Origin of the sequence: Fluctibacter corallii (assembly GCF_025751585.1) — a bacterium.
Lineage (GTDB): Bacteria > Pseudomonadota > Gammaproteobacteria > Enterobacterales > Alteromonadaceae > Fluctibacter_A > Fluctibacter_A corallii.
The window spans coordinates 343,919-370,106 of record NZ_JAOWKX010000001.1 but is presented as its reverse complement, the minus strand read 5'-3'; the positions used below and the strand labels follow the sequence as shown (position 1 = coordinate 370,106).

Annotated in this window: 24 protein-coding genes; 8 read left to right on the top strand and 16 right to left on the bottom strand. The window is 44.6% G+C overall.

Annotated features, from left to right (window positions below):
* Positions 1-5 precede the first annotated feature (5 nt).
* Both OE749_RS01610 and OE749_RS01605 read left to right on the top strand, forming a co-directional pair.
* Positions 6-1,544, top strand: coding sequence for an efflux RND transporter periplasmic adaptor subunit (locus OE749_RS01610; protein ID WP_263710593.1), 1,539 nt, complete (start codon positions 6-8; stop codon positions 1,542-1,544).
* Entirely contained in the window at positions 1,534-4,662 is a 3,129-nt protein-coding gene (locus tag OE749_RS01605; protein ID WP_263710592.1) for an efflux RND transporter permease subunit, read from the top strand. Before OE749_RS01610 ends, OE749_RS01605 begins: the two co-directional genes overlap by 11 nt.
* Before the next feature lie 299 nt (positions 4,663-4,961).
* Here the strand turns inward: OE749_RS01605 and OE749_RS01600 are convergent, their stop codons facing one another.
* Both OE749_RS01600 and OE749_RS01595 read right to left on the bottom strand, forming a co-directional pair.
* Complete coding sequence (locus tag OE749_RS01600; RefSeq protein ID WP_263710591.1) at positions 4,962-5,543, bottom strand: porin family protein; 582 nt, start codon at positions 5,541-5,543, stop codon at positions 4,962-4,964.
* Positions 5,544-5,641: 98 nt separating this feature from the next.
* On the bottom strand, positions 5,642-6,223 hold the full coding sequence (locus OE749_RS01595; protein ID WP_263710590.1) for a porin family protein: 582 nt from the start codon (positions 6,221-6,223) through the stop codon (positions 5,642-5,644).
* 196 nt (positions 6,224-6,419) lie between these two features.
* Between OE749_RS01595 and OE749_RS01590 the strand changes: the two genes are divergently transcribed.
* Positions 6,420-7,142: a PepSY domain-containing protein gene (locus OE749_RS01590; protein WP_263710589.1), complete on the top strand. Its 723-nt coding sequence runs from the start codon at positions 6,420-6,422 to the stop codon at positions 7,140-7,142.
* Positions 7,139-8,137, top strand: coding sequence for a 2Fe-2S iron-sulfur cluster-binding protein (locus tag OE749_RS01585; RefSeq protein ID WP_263710588.1), 999 nt, complete (start codon positions 7,139-7,141; stop codon positions 8,135-8,137). The genes OE749_RS01590 and OE749_RS01585 overlap by 4 nt, the downstream gene beginning before the upstream one ends.
* Here the strand turns inward: OE749_RS01585 and OE749_RS01580 are convergent.
* The 4 genes from OE749_RS01580 to OE749_RS01565 all read right to left on the bottom strand — a co-directional run bounded on the left by OE749_RS01580 (position 8,134) and on the right by OE749_RS01565 (position 12,009).
* Positions 8,134-9,585 carry an MBL fold metallo-hydrolase gene (locus OE749_RS01580; protein ID WP_263710587.1) on the bottom strand — a complete coding sequence of 484 codons (1,452 nt, stop codon included), beginning with the start codon at positions 9,583-9,585 and terminating at the stop codon, positions 8,134-8,136. The two genes, OE749_RS01585 and OE749_RS01580, sit on opposite strands and share 4 nt — an antisense overlap.
* 178 nt (positions 9,586-9,763) lie before the next feature.
* Positions 9,764-10,897: a porin gene (locus tag OE749_RS01575; RefSeq protein ID WP_263710586.1), complete on the bottom strand. Its 1,134-nt coding sequence runs from the start codon at positions 10,895-10,897 to the stop codon at positions 9,764-9,766.
* Between the two features lie 9 nt (positions 10,898-10,906).
* Positions 10,907-11,317 (bottom strand): type 2 periplasmic-binding domain-containing protein, encoded by a 411-nt coding sequence (locus OE749_RS01570; RefSeq protein WP_263710585.1) that lies wholly within the window; start codon positions 11,315-11,317, stop codon positions 10,907-10,909.
* Between the two features lie 272 nt (positions 11,318-11,589).
* Complete coding sequence (locus OE749_RS01565; RefSeq protein ID WP_263710584.1) at positions 11,590-12,009, bottom strand: MAPEG family protein; 420 nt, start codon at positions 12,007-12,009, stop codon at positions 11,590-11,592.
* A gap of 324 nt (positions 12,010-12,333) precedes the next feature.
* Between OE749_RS01565 and OE749_RS01560 the strand changes: the two genes are divergently transcribed.
* A complete protein-coding gene (locus OE749_RS01560) occupies positions 12,334-13,626 on the top strand; it encodes an NAD(P)/FAD-dependent oxidoreductase (RefSeq protein ID WP_263710583.1) in 1,293 nt (430 codons plus the stop codon).
* A 144-nt stretch (positions 13,627-13,770) separates the two neighbouring features.
* On the opposite strand, the gene OE749_RS01555 is transcribed toward OE749_RS01560, so the two are convergent.
* From OE749_RS01555 to OE749_RS01535, 5 genes are all read right to left on the bottom strand, one after another.
* Complete coding sequence (locus OE749_RS01555) at positions 13,771-15,264, bottom strand: sensor histidine kinase (protein ID WP_263710582.1); 1,494 nt, start codon at positions 15,262-15,264, stop codon at positions 13,771-13,773.
* Positions 15,265-15,287: 23 nt separating this feature from the next.
* Entirely contained in the window at positions 15,288-16,022 is a 735-nt protein-coding gene (locus tag OE749_RS01550) for a response regulator transcription factor (protein WP_263710581.1), read from the bottom strand.
* Positions 16,023-16,027: 5 nt separating this feature from the next.
* Positions 16,028-16,747 carry a spondin domain-containing protein gene (locus OE749_RS01545; protein ID WP_263710580.1) on the bottom strand — a complete coding sequence of 240 codons (720 nt, stop codon included), beginning with the start codon at positions 16,745-16,747 and terminating at the stop codon, positions 16,028-16,030.
* An 11-nt stretch (positions 16,748-16,758) separates the two neighbouring features.
* The gene (locus tag OE749_RS01540) at positions 16,759-17,460 is read right to left on the bottom strand and encodes a spondin domain-containing protein (RefSeq protein ID WP_263710579.1); all 702 of its coding nucleotides are present in this window, start codon (positions 17,458-17,460) and stop codon (positions 16,759-16,761) included.
* A gap of 118 nt (positions 17,461-17,578) precedes the next feature.
* Positions 17,579-18,322, bottom strand: a complete 744-nt coding sequence (locus tag OE749_RS01535) for a substrate-binding periplasmic protein (RefSeq protein WP_263710578.1) — start codon at positions 18,320-18,322, stop codon at positions 17,579-17,581.
* A 260-nt stretch (positions 18,323-18,582) separates the two neighbouring features.
* Here OE749_RS01535 and OE749_RS01530 point away from each other — a divergent pair, with 260 nt between their 5' ends.
* Positions 18,583-19,509, top strand: a complete 927-nt coding sequence (locus tag OE749_RS01530; RefSeq protein ID WP_263710577.1) for a M14 family metallopeptidase — start codon at positions 18,583-18,585, stop codon at positions 19,507-19,509.
* Between the two features lie 71 nt (positions 19,510-19,580).
* On the opposite strand, the gene OE749_RS01525 is transcribed toward OE749_RS01530, so the two are convergent.
* A complete protein-coding gene (locus tag OE749_RS01525) occupies positions 19,581-21,581 on the bottom strand; it encodes an MHYT domain-containing protein (protein WP_263710576.1) in 2,001 nt (666 codons plus the stop codon).
* Between the two features lie 192 nt (positions 21,582-21,773).
* Between OE749_RS01525 and OE749_RS01520 the strand changes: the two genes are divergently transcribed.
* Positions 21,774-21,995, top strand: coding sequence for a hypothetical protein (locus OE749_RS01520; protein ID WP_263710575.1), 222 nt, complete (start codon positions 21,774-21,776; stop codon positions 21,993-21,995).
* 65 nt (positions 21,996-22,060) lie between these two features.
* Here the strand turns inward: OE749_RS01520 and OE749_RS01515 are convergent, their stop codons facing one another.
* Genes OE749_RS01515 through OE749_RS01500 form a run of 4 tightly spaced genes read right to left on the bottom strand, consistent with a single transcriptional unit; the run spans position 22,061 to position 25,272 of the window.
* Positions 22,061-22,939, bottom strand: a complete 879-nt coding sequence (locus tag OE749_RS01515; RefSeq protein WP_263710574.1) for a DUF1295 domain-containing protein — start codon at positions 22,937-22,939, stop codon at positions 22,061-22,063.
* Between the two features lie 25 nt (positions 22,940-22,964).
* Complete coding sequence (locus OE749_RS01510; protein ID WP_263710573.1) at positions 22,965-23,804, bottom strand: DUF2797 domain-containing protein; 840 nt, start codon at positions 23,802-23,804, stop codon at positions 22,965-22,967.
* A gap of 40 nt (positions 23,805-23,844) precedes the next feature.
* Positions 23,845-24,792, bottom strand: a complete 948-nt coding sequence (locus tag OE749_RS01505) for a TolB family protein (RefSeq protein WP_263710572.1) — start codon at positions 24,790-24,792, stop codon at positions 23,845-23,847.
* An 18-nt stretch (positions 24,793-24,810) separates the two neighbouring features.
* The gene (locus tag OE749_RS01500; RefSeq protein WP_263710571.1) at positions 24,811-25,272 is read right to left on the bottom strand and encodes a hypothetical protein; all 462 of its coding nucleotides are present in this window, start codon (positions 25,270-25,272) and stop codon (positions 24,811-24,813) included.
* 226 nt (positions 25,273-25,498) lie between these two features.
* Here OE749_RS01500 and yjjX point away from each other — a divergent pair, with 226 nt between their 5' ends.
* Positions 25,499-26,044, top strand: coding sequence for an inosine/xanthosine triphosphatase (yjjX, locus tag OE749_RS01495; RefSeq protein WP_263710570.1), 546 nt, complete (start codon positions 25,499-25,501; stop codon positions 26,042-26,044).
* The last annotated feature ends 144 nt before the right edge of the window (positions 26,045-26,188 follow it).

The following is a 26,188-nucleotide window of genomic DNA, read 5'->3' as shown; positions in this document are numbered from 1 at the left end:
CGAAAATGGAAACACGTAGTCGTCGCGCTTGGTCGGCATTGTTTGATACACGTTTCATTGTTGGGGGCCTGTTTGGCTTAGTGAGTGCTTTCATTCTAGCGTGGACGCTTTCGCTTTTTTCATTGCCAACACAAGAAGAAAGTAGCGAAACGGATGCAAACCAACCGTTATATTGGGTCGCGCCGATGGATCCTTCCTATCGCCGTGATGGGCCCGGTAAGTCACCAATGGGGATGGATTTAGTGCCTGTTTATGAAGAGCAAGGGCAGGTATCATCGGCCGTTGGCAGTGTTGTCGTCTCTTCTCAGGTGCAACAAAACCTAGGTGTAAAGACCGAAATCGTTAAAACCATGCCCATGTATACCACGGTCGACACCATTGGTTACATCGGCTTTGATGAAGACAGTTTGGTGCATATTCATCCGCGGTTAGAAGGCTGGATTGAAAAACTCTTTATTAAGGCAGAAGGTGATCCGGTTACCCAAGGCGAGGCGCTTTACACCCTGTATTCACCACAATTAGTAAATGCACAAGAAGAGTTCTTAATTGCCAATCGACGCCAAAATGCCGCCTTGTTGCGCGCGTCTCGGGCGCGATTATCAGCGTTACAAATGCGCGAACGCGATATTGATAAACTTGCAAAAACGGGAGATGTACAACAGTTTGTTACCTTCTATGCGCCACAAAGTGGTGTCGTAAATTCGCTTCAGATAAGAGAAGGATTTTACGTAAAACCAGACACAACAATGATGAGCATTGGGCAGTTAGACAATATCTGGGTAGAGGCAGATATCTATGAAAATGAAATCGCCAATGTTCAAGAGGGCATGCCCGTTAGTATTGCAGTAGATGCATTTCCGACACGTCGATGGCAAGGACAGGTAGACTATGTTTATCCTGCGCTTGATCCCGATACCCGTACGCTGAAGGTTCGCGTTTCTTTAACCAATGAAGAAGACATGCTCAAGCCAAATATGTTCGCTCGCCTTACTATTCATGGCAATAAAATTAGAACCGGCCTGATTGCGCCGTTCAATGCCATTATACGCACTGGCAAGCAAAACCGTGTGGTTGTGCGATTGGAAGATGGATCGTTTAAATCGGTCGCGGTGTCACTTGGAAAAAACACACGCCATGGCATTGAGATTATTGATGGGTTGTATGAAGGTGATGAAATTGTTGTCTCTGGCCAATTCTTGATTGACTCTGAATCCAGCCTAAGTTCCGACTTTAAACGTTTTGAAGAGGTGGTTGAGGTGCAATCTGCAACCGTGACCGGCACAATTAATCGCATTGATAGCGGTGCGCGCATCATGAATATCTCTCGTAGTGAAATAGAAAAATGGAATCGCCCAGCGGCAACGATGGATTTTACGGTGGACCGAGATGTGTTGATGTCTGACTTTCGTGTCGGGCAAAGCGTGATGTTCACCTTCGACATTCGTGACGGTGATTTTGTGATCGTGGCCATGCATGAAATGACCGAGCATAGGATGCACGATACAAACATCGAAGCTGATAAAGGAGATAGCCATGATCACTAAGGTGATTTATTGGTCAATATACAATCGCGGATTGGTATTGATACTCGCGCTTTTGTTGGCAGTGTCGGGCGTATTCGCAATTAAGAATACGCCTGTGGATGCGATTCCTGATTTATCTGATGTGCAAGTGATTGTGAAAGCCACCTATCCCGGTCAATCGCCCACTGTGGTGCAAGAGCAAGTTACCTACCCGTTAACAACGGCTATGTTGTCTGTGCCTGGAGCCAAAGATGTGCGCGCATTCTCTTATCTTGGTGACGCTTTCATTTATGTCATTTTTGACGAAGACACTGACCTGTATTGGGCGCGAAGCCGTGTTCAGGAGTACCTCACACAAGCATCATCGTCTCTTCCCGCGTCGGTCAAATTTAGTTTGGGCCCTGATGCATCGGGTGTGGGTTGGGTGTATCAGTATGCGCTGGTGGATCGCACGCAATCACACGATCTGAGTGAATTACGCAGTTTACAAGACTGGTTTTTGAAACTGGAGTTGCAAACGGTTCCGGGCGTGTCGGAAGTGGCCACGGTGGGAGGAATGGTTAAACAATATCAGATTCACGTCGACCCGTTTAAATTACGTGCGTTTGGCATTCCCATTGAGAATATTCAGCAAGCGTTGCAACAAGGTAATCAGGAAAGCAGTGCCTCTGTGATTGAAATGGCTGAAGCTGAGTATATGGTTACCGTGAATGGGTATATTCAGAATATTGAAGACATTAAGCGCACCGCCATCGGCACCAATGCCAACGGTATTCCTCTGTTTATCGAAGATGTGGCGGATGTCAATTTAGGCCCAGAGATGCGCCGCGGCGTTGCTGAGTTAAATGGTGAAGGCGAGGTGGTTGGCGGCATTGTGGTCATGCGTTACGGTGAAAATGCATCTGCTGTTATTGAGGCTGTGAAACAGAAATTAGCGCTGTTGTCGTCAAGTTTACCCGATGGCGTGGAGGTCGTGACCGTGTACGATCGGTCAAAGGTAATTCAAGGCGCGGTGAACCATTTATGGCAAAAACTCGGTGAAGAGTTATTGCTTGTTGCCCTTGTATGTTTGCTGTTTTTATTTCACCTGCGCTCTTCCATTGTGGCTGTTGTGGCACTGCCAATGGGGATCCTTGTTTCCTTTATTGTAATGTACTGGCAAGGCATCAATGCCAATATAATGTCTTTAGGAGGCATTGCCATTGCCATTGGTGCAATGACCGACGGCGCCATTGTAATGATTGAAAATTTACACAAACATCTGGCAAACAAACAGGATGATGACCAAACACCCCGTTGGGAGGTTGTGGCTCAGGCGGCAGCTGAAGTTGGCCCCGCACTGTTTTTCAGTCTGCTCATCATTACCGTGAGTTTTTTACCTGTTTTTATATTAGAGGCACAAGAGGGCAGGTTGTTTGCGCCACTTGCTTATACCAAAACGTATGCGATGGCGGCAGCGGCAGGCCTGTCTATTACGCTTGTTCCTGTGTTAATGGGATATTTAATAAAAGGGCACATTCCTAAAGAATCAGACAACATTTTTAATCGAGGTTTAGTCGCGTTGTATCGGCCATTGCTGCGCAGCGCTCTTGCTTATCCTAAGTTGACATTGCTAATGGCTGCTTTGGTTTTAGTAGGTAGTATGTACCCACTGACTAAACTTGGCTCGGAGTTTATGCCGGAATTGGACGAAGGCGATTTACTCTATATGCCTACGACTTATCCTAGTGTATCAATAGGTACAGCCAGACAACTATTGCAACAAACAGATCGCCTGATTGCCACGCTTCCTGAAGTGGATACGGTTTTCGGTAAAGTTGGGCGTGCTGAGACGGCTACCGATCCTGCACCATTAACCATGATCGAAACCATTATTCAGCTCAAACCTAAAAGTGAGTGGCGTGAAGGCGTCACACTCGCTTCCCTAAAACAAGAGCTAGAGCAACTGGTATCATTTCCCGGTTTAAGTAACGCATGGGTAATGCCAATTAAAACCCGTATCGATATGCTTGCAACAGGCATGAAAACGCCAGTTGGACTTAAGATTGCCGGTGACAATCTTACTGTTATCGAAGATATAGGTCGGCGCATCGAAGACCTACTCAAACCCCTTGATGGAACCGCCTCCGTATATTCTGAGCGCGTAGTCGGGGGGCGTTATATAAAAATAGATATAAACCGTGCTCAAGCTGCACGTTACGGATTAACGATTCAAGATATACACCAAGTTATTGGTAGTGCTGTAGGCGGGAAACAGGCATCGCTGACAACAGAAGGGCAAGCACGTTATCCTATTAACATTCGCTACCCACAGTCTTTTCGCGACTCACCAGAAGCGTTACACGCTTTGCCGATTGTCACGTCATCCAATATGCAACTGACGCTTGGTGATATTGCGCACGTGTACGTCGAAAGTGGCCCCGGCGTAATAAAAAGTGAAAATGCACGCCTAAACGGCTGGGTGTATATTGATATTGCCGATATCGATGTAGGAAGCTACGTTGCGCAGGCAAATGCTCTCATTCAATCAGAGCTAAAGTTACCTCCTGGCTATTCGCTTCGATGGGCAGGGCAATACGAATATGCTGAGCGCGCGAAAGCCAAGCTCATGTATGTCGTGCCTGCAACACTGTTAATTATTCTTTTTTTACTCTACCTGAATTTCAGGCGCATAACCGATGTGGCGATCATTCTTGGTACGTTACCCTTCGCCGCCATTGGTGCATTTTGGATACTCTATGCCCTCGACTTCCACCTATCCATTGCAGTCGGGGTTGGAATTATCGCACTACTTGGTGTCGCGGTTGAAATAGGGGTACTCATGATTGTTTACCTTCATCAGTCAGTGTCACGCTATCTCGCGTCAAGCGCTCAACACGTTGTGTCTGAAAATGGTTATAAGCAGGCGTTACTGCACGGCGCTACCCAGCGAGTCAGGCCTGTCGTTATGACCGTCGCCACAATTGTTATTGGCTTACTACCCGTCGTATTTGGAACAGGTACAGGCTCAGAAGTCATGAGTCGCATTGCCGCGCCGATGGTCGGAGGGATGTTGAGTGCGTTGGTGTTGGGGTTGATAGTGATTCCGGCAGTGTATCTTCTTCTGTATCCCGAAGAGAAACTGTTGCGCTCAGAATAGCGGCGTTAAACACCACTTCAACATCCTCATTTACACAGAGTAAACTCCGGTGTTTCAGTGGTGTTTGCCTTGCTCTTCAGTCGCTCACGACGTTTCTCTTGTATAAGGGGCTGCTCGATGCCCCTTGTGGAAAAAAGAAATTTGCGCTCAGAATAGCGGTGTTTGTCTTGCTCTTCAGTTGCTCACGACGTTTTTCTTGTATAAGGGGCAGCATAATGCCCCTTGTGGAAAAAGAAATTTGCGCTCAGAATAGCGGCATTAAACACCACTTTGAGGCTTTATGACACCACTCACGACGTTTAGAAGTGGAGTTGCAGCGTTGCGCCCAATTGATCATATTCACTGACTTTTTTATAGTGAACGCCAATGGAAAAATGATCATTAATATAGGCATTCACGCCGATATTGCCGCCAGTACCGGTAATGTCAGCGCCATCTAAATTGATGTAACCTGCTTCAGTATACGCCTCTAAGTACTGGTTGAACCGCGACCGAATACCTAAGTAAGCACTAAAGCCGGTTTCATCGTTATTTTCGTCCGAGTCTTGGGTGTCTATTCTTTCAAGATTGGCGACAGTATACAGATCAGTGGTTTGGTTTAATGAAGAAAAGAAGCCCAGTCCGACTGATATTGTGTCGATATCAAGGGTATCGAGCGGTAAATCTTCAGAGAATTGACCCACTTCCCCGCGAACAAAAAAATGGTCACCAAGGCGTATAGATCCTCGAGCGACGTAACCGTCAAGATCAATATTTGTATTGTCGATGCTCATGCGTGCGTATCCAGCTTCTAAGTGTTGCCAGCTAGGTGAGGCTGCACTCGCTGAGCTAGTGAACCAAGCTAAGAGCATGAATGGAAGACATAATGGTTTTTTAGACATTGCTAATTCCTTTTACGTTATCAAATAATAGGGTGTGTTGAGAGGTCAAAACTTGATGTTAACACCGTCAAGTTTTGACAACCCATTTAGAAAAAGAGTTAAAAGTGTACACTCACTACAGCACTCGCTACATCAAAGTCGTCCACAAATTTATAACGAACACCGACAGAAAACATATCTGAGAAGAATGCGTTAATGCCGATTCTGCCCGTGAAACCAGAAATATCAACATCGTTTACGTCAATGTATCCCGCTTCTGCATAACCTTCAAATGTTGTGCTGAATCGTGATTTTACACCAACAATACCGCTATATCCTTTGCCGTCAATGCTCTCATCACTATCTCCAGACTCAATGCGCTCGTAGCTCACAATTCCGTATACGTCCGTTTGATTCGATGTCGCGCTTTTCCAACCTATTCCCGCAGAAAGCGTATCGACATCAAGGTCATCAAACAATAAATTCTCAGTAAATGCACCTAACTCCCCACGGACAAAAATATGGGGCGAAAATGCGTAGGACCCTTCGGCTACTATCCCATCAAGGTCAATATCGGTATCGTCGATTTCCATCTTTCCGTAACCTACTTCTGCGTAATTCCAACTAGGAGAGTCTGCAAATGCGTTGAGCGAAATTATGTTGACTACTACAAAAAGCAGCCATGTTCTGAAAATTGTCATAGTTAGTCCTAAATGATGTGAAGGGCATTCTATGATATCGGTGCGTTCAAAAAATGAATGGTTAAAACTGGCTATTGTAGCCATAGTGAAAAATGATGTATTGATGTGAGGCGTCACAAAGACATTTATCTGGTGCAAAAAAGTAACCCTTGATAGTATAAGGGTATAGATGTTAGACGTATTGTGATTGATGTAGATGAAGGGAATAAACTATCTGCGCCGTTATCATCGGTGGATAATGGCTTTTGCAGGGCTGCAATGTTTGATTTGGGCGGCATCAGGTGTCTATATGGTGCTGACCGATATTCACTTTATTCATGGAGAATCTCTACTTAAGCCAGCTACGCCAATTTCCTCTCCAACTGTCCCGTTTTCTGAACTGGCAAAAGCCTACCCTCGAGCAGACAGCGTCACGCTGCTAACCATAGCAAAAAGCACCGTTTATAAAGTTGAGTTTGAAGATGCTGCTACGCATGTAATTGATGCGAAGACAGGGAAGGTGCTTGCACCTATATCTACATCAAAGGCACTGGCTATTGCCCAGCAATCGTTTGCCGATAGCAGATACGCGGATAAGATAAAATCTATTCATTATTATAGTGAGACAGATTCGCCACCTTCAGACGTGTCGCCCAGATGGTTACCATTTTGGCGAGTTGAATTTGATGCGCCGCTTTCACCCACCTTATATATTCAGGCGAATACTGGAGAAATCGTGTCTAAAAGGCATGATATGTGGCGGCTCTTTGATTGGATGTGGCGATTTCACATCATGGATTACGATGACGGTGAGAACATTAACAACCCGTTACTCATGTTCTTTTCTGTGATTAGCTTGTTCGGGGGAGTCGCAGGGGCTACTTTGTTAGTGCAACGCTTGAGAGCGCCGCAAGCCACGCAAAAAGGAGAGGTGATATGAAACAGCCGCTTGCCTTTATTCATAAATGGCTTGGCTTAGTGGTAGGCCTTCAGTTGCTGATATGGATTCTCACAGGGATTTATTTTAATTGGGTAGATCATCGCATCGCAAAAGGGAATGAGTTAAGGCAATCTTCTTCGCATACGGTTAAACCCTTCCCAATCGACATAATAGATTTAGATGAAAAGCATTTTATTGGAGTAAAACGTGTCGAGCTAACACATCTTGCTGAAACACCTGTGTACCAACTTTACTATTCACTGCCTGCACACAATAACCAAAAACAAGATGTGAAAACCTTTCATGCCGAAACAGGGCTGCCTTTCTCGCTGACTCAAAATACCGTTAAGAACATCGCGAGCAATTCCTATTCGGCAGAAGCTGAAATATCTGATATCGAGTTGATGTATCCACCACATACTGATCTTGCTGGTGAGGAGAATCCGTTGTGGCGAGTCGTTGTTAACGACAGCGCACAAACCCATATCTACGTCAGTCCGATTACAGGAAAGGTGATTGCACACGTCAATAACGCCCGCCGCCTTCATAACATAATGTTTATGCTACATTTTATGGATTACGCCAAAACAGGCGGCTTTAATCATACGCTGATAACCGTGTTTGCTGTTTTAAATCTTATATTTGTTGGTAGTGGTGTTTTATGGCTGATTAAAAAGCTACCGATGATGGTTCATGCGGTATTTTCTTCAGGCAAAAAGCCCATTGAATTGCTTCAAAATAATGGCTCGTCTGGTGTGCACGCACTCGTGCCTAAAGGGGAGGTGATTTTACACAGTCTACGAAACGTGAATATTCATTTACCATCCATATGTGGTGGCGGAGGAGTATGCGGAAGCTGTAAATTTCAGACACCCGACACCTTACCCGTCACGGAAGCCGATAAGGCACACTGTAGCCCACAAGAGCTGGCGCACGGAATCCGATTAGCTTGCCAGCATTCAATTGACGCGATCTCAAAAATTTCTGTGCCTTAAGGGCAAATTGTCCATTTCGGTGGGCATTGCGAATGTGGGGCCATGTGAGTTAGGGAATAGGCCATATCTTCTTTGGTTAATACTCTTGCACTATGGGCTGCCGCGTAACGTTCCGGTTCTAGATTAAAGGATTGCAGTTTGCTGGCGAGCTCTGTTAATTCTGGATAGCCCTTCGGAGACCCTGTGTGCTCCCTCGAAAAATAGGTATCAGCGGTAAAGAGGACACTTGGCTCTGCAAAAAATGTCACCAATTGGTGTTGCGCATGGGGATTTGGGAAATCGAATATTTTAACTTTACCCTCGGCTAAATTAATCTCACTATCGACAAATAGAAAGCGGTTGTCGTCAATGGGTACGCCGATGGCTTCCTCAATACGTGCTCGATTTGAAGGGTGAGCAACGAAGACGGCACCAAGCTGATAGGCGTCTTGCATGCCACCTAAATGATCAGCATGGTGGTGAGTGACGATTTGATATTTTAGTGGTTTGATTTTGCCTATTTGGTTTAATGCAGCTTCATAACGCTTTTGCAAATCTCTGTATCCACCTATGCCGATCAAATACTCTCCTGCATCATAAAATAAACTGAAGCCCCAATAACGGCCAGATTGGTACAGATTCGTATCGAGAGTTTTCGCTTGCATGTCTTCAAAGTTGAGCATATCAGGAAGTTTTCCATAATGCTTTGGCAGGCCAAATGCTCCTTCTGATACGCTGTTAAAGGTGAGATCTCGCTTTATGTTAAGCAGATACGGTTTACCCGCTCGCACCGCATACGTGCGTTCCGCATAGGTGATGCCTTTCTCTTTATTGTATTCAGAATAGTGATAACTGAATTCGCTGTCGGGTTGCCAGTCTTTTCGGCTCGCTTGCGAGAGCAGCCCGCTTTTTTGATCAAACAAAAGAGACAATGAGTCTGCGCCCTCCAGATCAAAAGTAAGTAAATAATGGGGAACGCCTTTTATTTTTCTCTCGCCTGTTAACGAGGCCGCATCTCTGTTGTCTAATAGCATTTTTACAATATAGGTGTCAGATAAGAGGCTGAGTCGCCAGTCAACATTGTGAAAGCTGATAGTTGTTCGCTCAGATATCGCTTGTTTTTCATGATAAATCCGATAGCCAAATTGGCCTGAAAAATATTGATGCTGTGTAGAGAAATCGTCAGCATCACCACGGATCCATCGAAATGCTTTTTTCTGCTTCGCAAAGTCGATGTCTACTAAGGCACGAAACGTTTTCATGTCATACTCCTGCGGAGAATAACTTTGTGTGTAGTTAAACGTTTTGTATCTTTCATCCAATGAAAGTGACTGAAGTGAATTTATGCTTTCTCCGCCATAGGCTGCTTGAATCTGATCTAATACTGAACGCACGGTAGGCGATGACGGGGAGCTGGCCTGCGCTGTAAAGGTGAGTGCAACAAGCAAAATTAAAGCGACACGAAGCATGTAAATCATTCCGAAACAAAGCGTTATGAAAAGACTCTATGTACAGACAAGTACAGACTCAATGGAAATTGGCTGAATAGAGAATTTTTTGCGGTAGTTGGTATATTTCTTAGCCGGTTAACGTGTTCAACGGCGAGGGGAATGATGCCTTTACCGAGTTCGGTAAAGGCATTCAGAATTAAAAGACGTAGTTAACGCCTACGCGGAACAATCCTGCATCGTCTAGTTCGTTGACGCGATCGTCAATACGCGTCACTTGCGCTTTAAGGGCAAGGTTTGCTTCAACGTCGTAACGCACGCCTAACGAATAACGGTATGACTCACTTCTTACGGCAAGCTGAGTACCTGCTAGAGCTTGTAATGCGGCGGGTTGCAATTCAGCAGGGAATGCAGCCGTTTTTTCTAAAAACTTTAAGTCTGTGTTCATGTCACTGCTTTCAACTGTTGCGAAAGGAGTCCATTGGCCTAAACGAAGACCACCTGTAACATAAAAGTTCTTTTCGCCGGGGTAAAAGCTGTCTGTCAACGTGACACGTGTGTACTCGCCCATAACAAACCAGTCATGTGCGTCATACTCTAGACCAATACCGTAGAAAGCGCCTCGGTCTTCGCGCACGGCAAGTAGATCGCTGAGCGACGGACTGATTTGCGACAATTGTGCAAATGCAGGCGTCAGCAGTGGTGAATCGATAGTGATTTCCGCTTGCGCTGCAACACCGCGAACTTTAAAGCCGCCGTAAATTGCTTCTGCCGTGAATACTAAGGCATTCTTGCCTTCTAGATGGGCTGTTTGGCCACCTAGCTCAAAGTCGTTAGACGTATTACCAGTAGCGAACTGGAAGTTGTACTCTACATCGCCAGAGAAACCACCATAATTTACGCGCATTCCATCGACGTTACTGAAAGATACTGCGTAAACACTTTCTGGTGGCGTGATCCAATGATAAGAGTACCCCACATCAAGCGACGCTGAATAGGCAAAAAGAGGAACGCGTAAACGACCTGCTGATACACTCAACGCATCAGAGACTTCATAGGTCATGTACGCCCATTCCATGTCTACTTCATAATCGTTATTGCCACGTGCGATAAACTGAGCCGTCGCACTGACTTTGTCATTCACGTCGCCAGAAAATTGAAGGGCAAAGCTACTGTCTTCTGAGAAAGTCAGGTCATCATCGTAGCCTTTTACTCTGTCATCAGACGATGTCATGCCACCTACCAGATTAGCAAAACCATTTATACGTACGTCTGCCATTGCTGGCACACTTAAAGAACTGGCAATGGCCAGTGCAAGAATATGCTTTTTCATGAAAAAACCTTACAGCGTTTTGATAACTTTTACTGAATCGTTAACAGAAGCGGCGTCAACGTAGCCAATCGCGTTTTTATTGCTGGCTATGTGAGACAAAATATCCGCATCAGTGGTGAACTCTTTGGGCGGGGTTCCTTTGCCCGTGAAGATAAGTTTTGACCAGTAGGCGCTTACCTGCGAAGAACTGCGACCCAAGATCATTTCATTGAATTGATCTCGCGATGCACCTTCTTTTAGATTGACAGGTTGTGTTTCAGAGCCATCTGAAAAGCGCTTTTCTTTACCTAAAAAGATACGCTTAATATTGTCGTCAGAAATGTCTGAACTGTTGGCAGGGTTAACCACGATGGCAATGTCAGCCAAAGCGGGTAATGACAGGCTCAATGCCATTGCCATTACACTAAGTGCTTTTTTCATGTACATCCTCATGTAACAACTTAATACACGTGGTGTGTTTTGAGTTCCGATCTCACCTTATTGATTTTTAAGCGTAAACGGCGCTATAAAACACACGAATTCGGCGGCATATAACCAGTAACCGTAGAGGATTGTCAATATAAATCGTGTTTATTGGATGAAAAATGTACGATAAAATGCATGTATTTTGCGACGAAATACCCATTGAGCAAGCATTTCGCCACAATAATTTCAAACATGAATAGAATCTATAAATGCGTTTGATAATGTGCTTAAGCGAAAAAGGCCCAGTAATTTGCGCCTAACACCACAACAGTGCAGATAAACCCGACTAGCCAGAAGTAAGACCGAGGGCTTGGATTCTTCTCTGTAGCAATAACCCAATACAGTATGCCGTGAATCAAGCGAGCGAAGAAGAAAATCCATACTGTCCACGCAAGCAATGTCGGGTTCACACCTATAAACACTGCGAGTAATGCAAGCGCAAAAAAGGGTAGGCTATTTTCTAATGTATTTTTGTAGGTTCGATGGCTGCGAAAGACGAAAGACTCATGCCCCAATTCGTCGCCTATTTTACCCGGAATATAATGGTCTTGCTTTCGATGCGCGCGAACCGAGACAAAAAACTGAACAATCAAGAGCGTTAAAATTGCGAGTAAGCCGAGTAGCGTGTAATTGTATGGTGCAAACATGGACTGTCCTTGTTTAACGTTATAATTCAATTGTATACGTGGGTGAGTGTGATTTAGTTTAGTGCATGTTTGTGTGTACGTGAAAGTCATCGTCTAACTATGTGATTGTTTAACGCGCCAGAAAAATTCTGATACAAATTAGCGCCGCGTAAGCAACGTTCTTATTAGACTTGAATTTCTGGTTAAGGCACTATAATACTACAGCAATAAGTAGGGCTTTTATCTCGGTGACATTGTTATCTTTTCTTATGCAAACCTTGCGCAGCACCGATCTTTTCATCACCCATCTTGCTACCGCATTTTTTATACGCTTTAGGAATCAAAATGAAAAAAATTATTGTCGTAGGCGGAGGTGCAGGCGGTTTTGAACTGGTAACCCGTTTAAGTAAAACGTTGGGAAAACGTGAACTTGCAGAAATTATATTGGTTGATCGGAGTCGTACCCATATCTGGAAACCGTTGTTACATGAAGTGGCTGCTGGCGTAATTGATAAAAGCTCCGATGGCGTTGATTATGCCATTCATGCGTCGAGGCATCATTACCAATTCATACACGGAACGCTACAAGGGATTGATCGTGACAACAAAACGATTCGCCTGGCTGCGCTGAATGATGAGCAGGGTGATGAATTATTGCCCGAACGTGATATTGACTATGACTATTTGGTATTGGCGATTGGCAGTGTCAGTAACGATTTTGGCACGCAAGGTGTGGCTGAGCATTGTTACTTTCTGGATTCTATTAAGCAAGCAGAGCGTTTTCATAAGGCGTTGCTTAACCATATGTTTAAGTTGAACCAACAAAGTGATAAATCATCGCGATTGTCTATTGCCATTGTGGGAGGAGGCGCGACCGGCATTGAGTTGGCCGCAACCTTAAATCATGTCGCCGAGTTGGCGAGTACATATGGCATGCCAGATATTTCTGCCGAAAGAATGCATATTTCAGTGATTGAAGCAGGCAACCGAATTTTGCCCGCTTTACCTGAGCGAATTGCTAATTCAGCAAGAGGTGCGTTGCAGAAGTTAGGGGTGAAGGTGTGGGAAGACACCAAAGTGAAAGCCGCGAAATCTGATGGGTTTGTGACAGCCGATGATGTGATGATGAAAGCCGATTTAATGGTTTGGGCTGCGGGCGTTAAAGCGCCAGACTTTTTGGCTGAAACCGGCGACTTTGCTTTAAACCGCGCACAACAAATTTGTGTTAATGCGTATTTGCAGTCAAGTGTAGATGATTCAGTATTTGTGCTGGGAGATTGTTGTGGATTTGAGCAACGCGATGGAAGTTGGGTGCCTCCGAGGGCACAATCGGCTCACCAAATGGCTGATATTGTTGCGAAAAACCTCAATGCGCTGTTTGAAAATAAACCCCTTCACCGTTTCAAATACGTGGATTATGGCTCGTTAGTACATCTAAGCAAATACAGTACCGTGGGAAGTTTAATGGGCAAACTGTCCAGCGGCAGTATGTTTATTGAGGGCAAGCTTGCCAGACTCGTTTATATCTCTTTGTATAACATGCATATTTTGGCTATTCATGGACGAATGAAAGGCTTGTTAACGCTATTGATTCGAAAAGTTGGCCACGCATTTGCCCCTAAATTAAAGCTGCATTAATTGGCGCAGAGAATAAGAGAGTGAAGATGTAATTGAGACTAAAAGCGGCGTGTTTTCTCCGCTTTTATTTTCAGAAATGATGAAGTTGATTCTGAGCTAGCGAAAAGCATTGCATTATATCTATGTTAGAGCATCTGGAGACTGTTATGCAGGCGACGTGTCTTTAGCCACATTAAGTTCAAAGCTAAAACACGTGCCTTTACCCAGTTCGCTCTTTACTGTCAGATCAGAGTTCAAAAGTTGAATCAACTTTTTACAAATCGCCAACCCTAAACCTGCATGAGACTGTTTATCTTCAAGCGTGTTAGTCGCGCGATAACGCGCATCGAAGATGTAAGCAATTTCTTGCTGACTGATACCGACTCCGTTGTCTGTAATATTCACACGAATACTCTGGGAGTTTGATGGCGCTACACTTACGCTGACGGTCACCTTACCATTTTTCGGAGTGTGCCGTATTGCATTATCGATAAGGTTGGTGAGCACTCGCTCTACTTTTCCTATATCGGTTTGAACAAGGTAGTCTTTGGCAAGTGGCTCGATGTGTAATGACACATCTCGGCTATTGGCGTGTAAGGTAAATTTAGCCATCACATCTTGAAGTAATTCACCCAATGGAAAAACTTCTTTTTGAATGGTAACGTGATCGCCTTCTAAATATGCCAGTTCGAATATCTGGTCAATCAGCTTTTTTAGGTTATTGGCATTTTTCAAGCAGATATCTAAAAAGGCTTGATGCTCATCATTGGTAAGATTATCTCTTCGTAATGAGAGTGTTTCTACGTAGCCTTGAAGATTGGCCAGTGGCGTTCTTAAATCATGGGATAAATCTGCTAAAAGCACTCGGCGATGCTGATCGATAAGTTGAAGTTGCTGATATTGTGTCTGTATTTTGTCTAGCATTTTTTCGAATGCCCGACTTAAGCTGCTGACTTCATTGTGGCCACTGCTTTCATATGTGGGTAAGGAGAGTTGAACGTGGGCGAGGTTGTCGTGATTCACTTTTTCCACGGCACGACACAGCGCTTTTAAAGGGTGGGTAAAGGCACGAAATAGTAACAGCAAGACAAACAGGAGAAATAACACGGAAGCAATGGCAACTGACGCCATATTTAGCAATCTTTCATGTTGCGACACCCGAGAGAATGCGGTGTCTGCATTTTCTCCACCAATAATCATGTAAAGGTAGCCTTGAAGTTGTTGATCTTTGTAAACGGGCGCTGCTGAAAATATCTTTTTATTGGTTGGGTGCCTAGGATCTTCGCCTAAAATGGGCAAAGGGCCACGCTTATCGATTAATGTTCTAATCGGGTCGACTGCAATTTTTTCTCGCTTAATTTTGTCGGGATCTGCTGAATACGTCAGAATGTGCCCCTCGGGGTCCAAGTAATAAAACTCAAAGGCAGGACCCAAAACCATTAATGTATGAAACAGGTTGGCTAGCCCCTCATAATCATAAACGCCTTCAGCGAGCAGTGGGTTGTCATTAACAAGGTGTGTCGCTAAATCAAGGTGGAGCTCTTGTTCTGCGTGTTGTTTACTTTGTTGATGAATGCTGCCTGTCCAGCAAACAACCACGCTAATAATGAGAATAAATACAATGCTTAATGACAATGCGAGGCGCTGATAGAGCGACATGCTGGTGATTCCTTTTGCTTACGTTAACGCGCTGTTACTTCTGTTAACGCTTTGGGGTTCAGCTTGTAGCCGACGCCCCAAACAGTTTGAATAATTTCAGGCTGTGTTGCGTTTCGTTCGACTTTGGCGCGAAGACGATTGATATGAGAATTTACGGTATGTTCGTAGCCACAATGGTTGTATCCCCATACCGATTCGAGCAATTGGGCGCGGCTAAAAACCTGATCTTTGTGATTCGCCAAAAAGCGGAGTAAGTCATATTCTGTCGCTGTGAGGTCGAGGTCAACGTCAGCAATTCTCACTTGATGATTAACGTCATTAATTTCCAGAGAACCGATAATCAGTGTGTCTTTGTGGAGAGTGGCATGTGGCGAAGACGAGTTTCTTAGCAAGTGCACTTTTCGGATTTGAGAGCGAACCCGTGCCTGCAATTCTCGTATACTGAAAGGCTTGGTCATGTAGTCATCTGCGCCTAATTCCAACCCCAATACGCGATCGGTTTCAGAGCTTTTCGCCGTGAGCATCAATATCGCTTGCGCAGGTTTTTGAATTCGAATTTGTTGGCATATATCAAACCCGTTCATACTGGGCAGCATGACATCCAGTAACAATAATGCATAGTTTCCCACAAGGGCACGATCAAGCGCACACTGCCCATCGGCAATGTGCTCACTCTCGATGCCTATCTCTCGTAGATTAACTGATATTAACTGAGCAATATCTGCGTCATCTTCCGCGATGAGCACCTTATCATTCATGGCAATTACTCCGTTCTGGTAATCGTGATAGCCATTGTGGGATTGTCGAATCGATGCGTCTGTGTAAGGACTGAAGAACGAAGCCCATCATCCTGGCTAACAACCCCCGGATGCATGGCAACAAAGTTAACATCGTCTCGTGCTGCGTTGAATCCTTCTCCATTGTCGGCTGGCCCAGGTATCGTACCTGCTGCCTCCGTGTTTTTTTCCGTTCCTGCATCATAGGTCACCGTTCGTAATGTCATGTTGTCGCCTACGTCAAGCGTTGACACGTCTACTCCATTAAGACCTGAAAAGCCGTCATTTGTATTCACCAACATCGACACAATTGATATTTTTGCTGAAAGTGACGCAGAAAAAGCCAAATTTAATGTTTGCGACTCGCCAGGAGGAAGTGGTGCAGAGCCTGATACATAAGCATCAATAAAATCAGCCGAGACGATTTCACTGTTATCACCCCCTTCAGCCATGATTTCTAACGCTTCAGAGGCGGGTTGACCAACAGCAAACAAGGTATTCTGTTCGTGAGCCACAACGGCAATAGGTGACAGAGGTTGAGCCGCAGTTAAGTTTACGACCTCGATGTCAAAGCGTTTCATTGTTGCCGGAGGCGGTGGGGGTGGAGTTACGGGCGTCATGGTGTCATTATCATTGTCAGAGCAGCCTATTAACGCGGTGGTGGTGAGTAATGTCACTAAGCCCATTTGCATGGTGATTCGTTTCATTTTCCCTCTCCTTATTGTACGGTGACTGTGACGCGGGCGACCGGATTGAGCCAACGATGAACGGTATTATTCAGGTCACTTTTGCCTGCTGCGTTATCGTCATCGCCAAGATTGCCACGATGAATATGGATGGTATCGTTGGTTTCTGAATTTGTGATACCTGATGCGCCAGTGCCACCCATCGACGTAGGATCGGCTGGAATTCCTGCTATGCCTGGCGCACCGCCACCGTTAATGATTTCATCATTGGCTTCAGTACCTGCATCATAGGCATTTAAGTAAACCGTGTATGTGCCCGGCGTGTTAGGAATTGTCCAATTATCAAGGCCAATGAATCCGTCATTCGTGGGCAATAACATGGATAGGAGGGATAACACGTTGTTGCCTTCTGTCGTTGTTAGTTCCGCTTGCACATTTGCGCCAGGCGCGAGTAAACCTACCGCTGGGTTTTCTACCGTATTGGCATTCACTGACGACAGTACGGTGGCAATACCTGAGATGTCTCCGCCTTCTGCCACCATCTGTAACTCGGATGAGGCTGCTTCTCCTACTTCAAACAGTGAAGCACTGTCGGTGTGAGCGCCGATAATTAGGGGCGTAAAATAAATTCCCTGTGTGAGGTTAGTTACGCTGATGGATAGCTCTGCACTTTGAGCGTTGGTTGAGACGACAAGCGCGGTTGCAAGACTAGATGCGATTAGAGTTCTGTTCATGAGGTCACCTTTTTATTTCTCGCCGTACAGGCGAGACGTTAAACGTTAAGGTGAAGCATGAATAAAAAGTATCTCAAAAGTATCACAAGGGCATCACAAAAAGATAAAAGATCAAGGTTTACTCATTTTCCTCTATCGCGTCATAGTGCTGCTTTCTAATCGCCTCGAAGTCTCCTCGCTGAACGCCCGTTTTTATGATTTGGGATAGAGTATGGCGATGTTCAAATAGCGAGGAATGACGATTTAGCGCCACATGCAATGTATAGTGGTGGGTTTCCTCAATCGGCGACAAAATAATTGAGCGTGTTTTATTGGTGTCGCTCAATACTTTGAGTGTCGCCTGTTTTAAATGGAAAAAGCCGTCAATCCGACCTTTCTCAACCATGGCAATTTTTTGTTCCAGTGTATCGACTTCAATCACATCTGCTTCACGTAAAGTAGGAAATACGTCACTGATCTTTGAACCTCTAGTAATCGCTATTGCTTTGTTTTTGATATCGTCAGGAGAATGAATGTTCGCTGGATTCCCCTTATTAACGAACAAGCTCATTCCGAGAGATTCGTATTCTGGATGAATCAATATAGTATTTGGGCCTATCTTTCTTAAACTCGATACCCCCACTAGAATATCCAATGATCCGTTGTCCAATTCACGTAATCGGCGAGCGAAGGGGATCAACTGGATATGAATAGGTACTTTCAACTCTGAAGCAATATACTGAACATATTTTGCATGTAGGCCATTGGGGAACTCAGGAGAAACAGCAGAAAAATAAGCGTGCTTTTGTGCGTTTGCATGGTAACTGCTACTGCTGATAAAAAATAAAAGGCAAAGAAGCAATCGTAAAAAGCGAATCGACACGATAATGATCTCCTTTTACTTTCGTGCTCTAGGGGTGGGCGGGGTAGTATAAAAAAATTCGAGAAGAACTGCATGAATTTCATTAGTAAATAGATGGTTATACGCATTAATGTCTTGTCATGGGTATTAAAATAGCAAATCAGCGGTAATGAAGGACAAAGTGCCGTATTTTCATACGGTAAGGTGTTGAATTTCTGCACTTATAACGCCACATAAAATAGGAAGTAACGTTAGTCAATAGTAGTTAAATAAGGGAAAAGATGAATCATTCAACGACGTACCCAATAGGCAACCCTGGTCAACCTTGGGATGAATCACATAAAACCCAATGGTTGTCCAATCAATCGATTCAGCGCTCTTATTTAGAGGAAGTCTTGAGCAAATTAGCTGTGCTTCCAGATTGCCTTGATAAAAGTGAATATGGGCAACTTGATTACGTGAATAACGTGTATCCATTGTATTTGGTAAAAAATCGTCAATGGATAGACGGTGCGCCTATCTTTCTGGTCACGGGAGGTGTGCATGGATATGAAACCAGTGGGGTACAAGGTGCGATTCACTTTCTGCTTTATGATGCGCAAGATTATATAGATAAGGTGAACATCTTGGTGGCACCTTGCGTGAGTCCATGGGCCTATGAAACTATTAATCGATGGAACCCTCATGCTATCGATCCCAACCGCTCCTTCTTTTCGCCGAGCCCAGCGCGGGAGTCTGCATTGTTAATGAATGCGTTGGCACCCTATCTCGATGAAATTATCTGCCATGTTGACTTACATGAGACCACTGACACTGATAATTCTGAATTCAGGCCCGCTCTTGCCGCGCGCGATGGAAAAGTGAACCACAATTGGAATATTCCGGATGGCTTTTATTTAGTGGGAGATACACATAATCTTCAACCTGCATTTCAAAATGCGGTAATCGACGCTGTAGAGCAAGTGACGCACATAGCGCCTCCTGATAATGATGGCAAGATAATTGGTGTCCCCATAGACTTAAAAGGCGTGATCAATTACGACAAAAAAGCACTCGGATTATGCGGCGGTATGACGAACGCAAGCTACGTGACAACGACAGAAGTATATCCAGATAGCGAAAGCGCCACACCAGATATGTGTATCGACGCCCAAGTTGCCGCAATCCGAGGTGCTATTGATTTTGTCATAGGGCAAGAAAACATTTAGCGCATAAAGGCGTTGAAGTGTTTTAAAGGAAACAAGTGCGGTGGCGTGGGTGTTTGTAGTCGCGTGCTATTTCACCCATGGCGGATATCTTTGGGTAGTCGGATATAAAAACGTGTGCCGGTGTTACACGATTTGTCGAGAGAAATGGTGCCGTTTAATTTATTGCGGACAAAGTTGTGAGCAATGTGTAGTCCAAGCCCTACTTTGCCTTCCGCTCGTTTGGTGGTGGTAAACGCATCAAAAATGTTGTCCGCAATGGCGGGATCTAGCCCTTTCCCATCATCTTGATAAACCAGTGTGACATATTGCCCTTCCTCTAAACAAGATAGCGTAATATTGCCGACTGGTTGATACTTTAAGCCATGCTCAATAGAGTTTGTGAGTAATATTTTGATTACTTGAAACAGCACCTCTTCGTAATTTACGAGAATAATGTCGTTATCAATATCTACTTTAAACTGAATACCCGCATGACCAATTAGATTAATAAAAAGAGGCATTTTGTCTTTAAGCATTGCGCTTAGGTTGAATGCATGGGCTTGCGCTGTGTGTTTCTCAGCTGTGATGTATTTGAACTGATCTATCATTTCAGCGGCACGACGAACATTTCTAAGAGCCATTTGCTCGAACTCTTTCAGGCTGATAAAAATAGATACCAGTTCTTGCCGATTAACCGAACCATTGTTTACCAGATTTTTCATTTCATCAATTTGCCCATCAATAGCGGACAATGACGTAATCGCCACGCCAATTGGTGTATTGAGCTCATGAGCTACACTGGTTACCAAGGTGCCGATAGAAGCAAGCTTTTTTGTTTCCAATAATTCTGCTTCAACCTCTTCCAGCCGACTGACAGATTCATACATGGAGTTTCTTGCATTAATTAGCATCACCTGAGTGTCGATTTGTTCGGTGATGTTCGTCCAAATTTGCACGATAAAGCCACTCGGTGTAGCACGTTGACGGAGCAGCCACCAGCGACTATCACCCGTCTTAACTTGGCAACGCTCCCCCTTTTTGAGCTGTGCTAAAAACCCACCGTAATCTGTTGTTTCTTCTGGTAGCGCAATTTTCGGCAGTATGTACGCATTCAACGTTTCTATTGAAGCCCCGATATGATTGCTTGCATCAGCTTGGTCAAGAATGTGGGTAAGATATGCTTGATTTAAAAGGCGAACTTGCCCGTTTTTATCACATAGCACAATGGGATCAGACATGTTCTCCATTGTATCGACAATCAGTGCAAGTGTGTCGTTAGCCATTGACGATAACATTAAGGTTCTACGGCTAAAAAACACGACTAACGTAAATACCACAAGGAGTAGACACGTGACAACAACTAATATGTGCAGCAATGAATCGCTAGTCATGCCTTCTGAAGTAAACAGATTTGAAGGCACAATAGTGACACTGTGCATGGCAATGTAGTGCAAACTCACGATAGACAGGCCAAAGAGTAAAGCGGATATACCTTCTCGCCATGCAGAGGGGAGCGATAAAAGTGTATGTGAACGGTTAAACACCGTATAGAACGCCAAAAATGCGAAAAACATACTTACCGAAAACGCAATAATTAGTCCCCCTAAATGTGTGTAAATCACTGCGGCTACTGAGTAGCCATACATACCGATGATGTGCATGACTCCCATGCCAACAGTGAGACTTAACGCAGAAATCATGGGGGTGTAGATATGGCTATACTTTCCTGATGTAAAATATGTAGATGCCAAACCATGACACAGATAAAGTGCAAACCACGCGCCCATGGCTGTTGGCATTGCCGAAAGCAATGTGAGGAGTAAATTAAATCCAGCCGGAATAGGAAGAGAATATGCCAGCATACCAATAAAGTGGGTTGCCCAAATCCCAATGCCCAGAACCACGCCACCTAGCCACTTGAAAGAGGAATGGGCTTTGTGTTGCTCCGACTTAAGGAAATGCATGAGATTCAGCGCGCAAAAGCCAGATATTGACGCGACGATCCAAGACAGTATAAGAAACCCTAAGTCATGGCTGGCGGCAAGTGCTCCTGCAAAATCGGTTTGCCAGCTGAAAACGTGTTGTTTTACCATGAGTTAGGTGGTGCTAATGAGCTAAAATATAACAAGAAGTATAGAGCAATATTTCAATGTTCGTGTTGGTCAATGCGGGATTTCTACGAAACGAAATTGCCATGATTCTTTTGATTCGGCTTGAGATCACGCTTCAGAGCATGCATTATGCGCGGCACTTTTTATTCTGTTCTATTTTGGAGATTAAGCAATATGGAGTCGAAAGTCATTTTTGAATTCCATTCAGCGCAAACGGCAAACCGTTTTTTAAATACGCTAAAAAACTGGTCTGTAGCAGACGTTGACGCGCGTTTCTTTGATGGTAATTGTAAAGTTGCTGTTGCTTATCAATACCAAACTCAAGGTTTTGACAGTACCCTTGCAGAATTAGATGATCTTGCCGCTAATATGGGTGGATGGGAAGTCTCTTCTTAGCATCCCACATCGTTCTTTATTTCTCTCAACATGCAAGGTGGAAAGGCGATGATGTTCTCGCTTTGCTATTTTTTGTCATAGGCAGTAAAAGAGGGCACGAGCAGCGGCGTTTTAGCCTTGTACTCCTGATAGTTAGGGTCATCTCCCCAGCGTTCATTGGCTTTTTCTTCAAGCATAGGGATTCCGCTAACTTTTGTCAGTAAAATAGTGACAAAAATGGGCGAAATCAGTGTCAAATACAGCCAACCTGATAGCGCTGGAAAGGCAATGATGGCAATACCCGTCCAAATAAGTATTTCGCCAAAATAGTTCGGGTGCCGACTATGCGCCCACAATCCTACGTCAACAAAGCTGCCTTTATTTTCAGGATCGTTTCGAAACGCCTGCTTTTGATTATCGGCGGTAATTTCGATCAGCATACCGATACACCAGATGGTGAGTCCAGAAAAGAACATATAACCCAAAGAGGTATCGCGTTGCGATGTCATTGCTGCCAATGCGGCACTCAGCGTAATCAAAACCCAAAAGCCTTGCATGGTCCAAGCAAACAAGAAGGTAAAAAAGTGCGGTTTAATGTTGTCAAATCGGCTATCTTTGCCATCTTGAATAACACGATTAAAAAGAAAGCTACCCAGCCTTACCGCCCACATGCCAATCAATACCGCTAAAATCAGGCTGTAAATAGACACTGACTCCGACAGGCCCAGAGCGAGAGTAATAGCAAATAAAAAGCTAACACTTCCAGTTAAGTCGTAGAATACTTCGGTTTGATATTTGTAAGCGGGAATAAACGCAATCCATTGGATGATAAAAATTGACGCAGCAATTATCGCAAACAGGGGAACGTTGAAAAATGTATTGCTCTCGCTGGCAACCAACCCGCTAAATACGCCAGAGATAAGCACTATGAGCAATGTAGCGAATATGGCCTGAACTTTAGTCATCGCTGTCCCCAAAAACGTTTGATTCTTATTCTATTTCTATCGTTAACGCGTAACCGGCATATTTACGCATATTAATGACTCTGTCACCGTCTAGTAGCCAATATTGTCCTTTTATACCCGTTAAGGTGCCCTCAAAGTGGGGCGTTTTATCCAAGTTAATAGACTTTATTTTGTCTGGATAGTGTAGAACAGGATAATGAATAGTGAGGGGCGAGGCTTCGACTTCATGTATGCTTTGCAATCCAAACCGTGATTTCAACTCGGTAACGGCGGGAGAAATATCACGTAATAATGCATCGCGAGTCTGGACTAAATCAGCGGCTTCAGGTTGCCCTTTTAGCATGGTTCGCCAATTGGTTTTATCTCCGATGAAGCCTTTACAAGCCGTTTCTACGAGTCCGCTGATTCTTCTATTGCCTACACGCAGAATCGGAAGGGCTTGAGTAGCACCCTGGTCAATCCACCTTGATGACACCCCGTCTGTGACATGGCGGGTGATCCCCACTTTTAATGTACCTGTATTGGCAAGGTACACAAAATGGTCGTTCAAACAATGTGTTTCGCCCCACTCTGGCTCTCGGCAGGTGCCTTCATGATAATGACAGGTTTCGGGCTTGATGATGCAACTATCACATTGCGCTAGCTTGGTCAGGCAACGATAACAATAGCCTTGATTAAAGCTCTTTTTGGTTTTTACACTACAATGTACACAATTGATGGTGCTATCAAAGGTGACTGACACGTGTGAATCAATCAGTGAGTTGATATCAATGTGTTTATCGCCAATGGGTAATACATATTGAGCCTGATGATTGGCATCGGTACTCACATGCATTTTACGAATGTTGCCTGAAAAAACCGTCACGAAAAAGTCCTGTTCTTAAAGATATCTTGCGATGCTGTACTCACGTACGATTGCATACATAAGCAAGTGTTGTCATGGATGCATTTACCGCTAAACGCGTTATGCCTGCGGGGCAGTGTTTAGATAATGACGCTTGTGCTGACCATGGTTGTGATGGGACTTTCAAGTTCCACATCCATATCGTCGAGCCTGCGGCCGCTAACACTTTTTGGTCGGGCGTCCACGCGTAATAATACGCTCCTTTCGGAAGTTCTGTGAGGGGCTCAATTTGATTATTTTTAATATTTAACGCCATTAATTGCCAAGTTTCACTGTCTTCGCTTTGGTTAACCGACGACGTGTTTCTTACTCGGCGTGTGTAGCTCATACGTAATTCTTCAGGAATACGATATAAACTCGGGCCAATATCACGATCAAGTATTTCGCTTTCTTTTGTTAACAAATTAGCACGCTGCAAAGTATGGGGTTCTCCCAACACAAACAAAAGCACTGCGTGTTCGTTTATCCAAGCATGGTAGCCAACAGGCTCTATATCTGGGAGCAATGACACCGATGCGTGCTTATCGTAAGGAAAACTGTAGCGCCAAAGGTGCTGCTTGCCTTCATTATTGACGCGAATCAGTGATATACGGTTTTTATCGGGCGTGAGGGTCGGGGAGTATTCACTTTCTTGCGTGTTTGTTATTGCAGACAGCGCATGTGCAGAGAGAGCAGCGTGGAAAATATCGGTTTGTGGTTGGTTTTTAGTTGTAAGCTCGCGGGTAAACAACATATCGCCATTGGGGAGGAAAAAGGGTTGATTGTCGTAGCCTTCTCGGTTCGTTAGGTTGCGATGATTTGTTAAAGCGAAGCCGTCATTGATATCCGCAAGCCAAATATCAGTGCCTGGCGTTATTTGCGCGTGAACCTGAATAGTCGAGCCGATAAGAGACACGATGAAAATTATGATATTGGCAACCACCCCATTGCCCCATTTTCGACAATTCATACTCAGTTTTGCCTGTAATTATCCCGTCTGACGCTGCGCATTTTCATATGCACGTATTTTTTCGTTTAAATATTCACGCGCGCTTTTTTCATCACTAAACAGGTGATCACGGATATCGTCTGTTGCTCCACATGCTTTGCGCACGCGATCCATTTGTGCCACTGCAACTGGAGAGTGAATGATGTATGCGGAACATACCACGCCCATTTTAAAGCCGACCATTAGCGCATCAATCAACCCTTGTTCTGCATCAGGTGTCGCTCCCTCAGCTAAGTTCGATATACTCAGGTAGCCCCAAGGCGTTCCCTGCAATGGAGCAAGCAAGTCTGTAATTGCGCTGGCCAGTTTGGAGGTAAGGTTGCTGCTAATCGCGCCTGAAAAGCGACCAACTACAATATTCCCATGAACTTCCATTGAAATCTCACCGTGGCGAGTACGAAAATGAAATTGACGTTTGGAATCATCAGTATGAACCACCACTGACGCATCTCCTATTATTAATGCAACCCACTGATAGTACCCATGTTATTCGATTAAATGCAATGACAAACTCGCTTCATCGTGAATAGTGAATATAAATTATACGTTTAGACCATTCGTTGACGCCCTTTTTGTATCACCGAAAGAGGTCGACAATCTGTCGTCGTGACAATGCAAAGAGTAAGTTGGTAGGATAGGCGCGAATGAGTAGTAAATAAGGATCGTTATGAACCCCCTTCGTATTATTGTCGGCTCGACAAATCCAGTAAAAATCAACGCTGCCAAAGAGGCGTTCTCCAGTGTCTATCCTGAAAGAGAGGTAATATGTGAGGGGGTTAAATCTCCTTCTGGTGTGCCAGATCAACCTATGAACAGTCACGATACGTTGCTTGGTGCGCAGAATCGAGTGTCGTATTTGGTAAAGCACCACGACGCCGATTTTTATACGGCAATGGAAGGCGGTGTTGACCGTTTTGACTATGGCTCCTCGACGTTTGCTTATGTTGTGATTAGCGATGGTGACGTTACAACGGTAGGACGAAGTGCAAATTTGCCGATTCCTGAGCATGTGTTTAATCGGTTAGATGAAGGGAAAGAGCTGGGCACACTAATGGATGAAGCGTTTGGTACGCACAATGTGAAACAACAAGGCGGGGCGATTGGTTTGCTGACCAATGGGGTACAAACGCGCACTTCGGCTTACACGCAAGCACTGACTATGGCGATGGGGCGTTTTTTACATCCGGCGTTTTTTGCAGGCGAGGAGAGATAAGGCGTGTTGTCTGGGCCTGAAGTTGTGTTTGGCTTTTTCTCTTGCTTGTTGTGAGTAGTTTCATAACGCGGTTGTTGTTGTCGGGTCGCCGATTGTGGCTGGAAACGCTTTTTTAAAGGATGGGTTTGGGCCCACTTACGGACT